The sequence below is a fragment of the Burkholderia sp. BCC1977 genome (genome assembly GCF_905339595.1).
GTDB lineage: Bacteria > Pseudomonadota > Gammaproteobacteria > Burkholderiales > Burkholderiaceae > Burkholderia.
On the sequence record NZ_CAJPGQ010000203.1, the window covers coordinates 1 to 283 of the forward strand.

A 283-nucleotide genomic window follows, 5' to 3' on the forward strand; every position below is an offset into this window, starting at 1 on the left:
GCCGGCGGCCGACAGGCCCAGGAAGATGTCCGCGCCGTCGATCACCTCGGCCAGCGTGCGGGCTTCGGTTTCGCGGGCGAAACGCTCCTTGTCCGGATCCATCAGTTCGGTGCGGCCCTTGTAGACCACGCCGGCCAGGTCGGTCACCGTGATGTTCTCGAGCGGCAGGCCGATGTCGACCAGCAGGTCCAGGCACGCCAGCGCGGCCGCGCCCGCGCCCGACGCGACGAGCTTCACCTTCTTGATGTCCTTGTTGACGACCTTCAGGCCGTTCGTGACGGCC

The 283-nt window shown here is 68.6% G+C and carries 1 pseudogene; it reads right to left on the reverse strand.

Annotated elements, in window-relative coordinates:
- A pseudogene (locus tag U5771_RS35475) lies at nt 1–283 on the reverse strand (NADP-dependent malic enzyme); the annotation flags it as partial.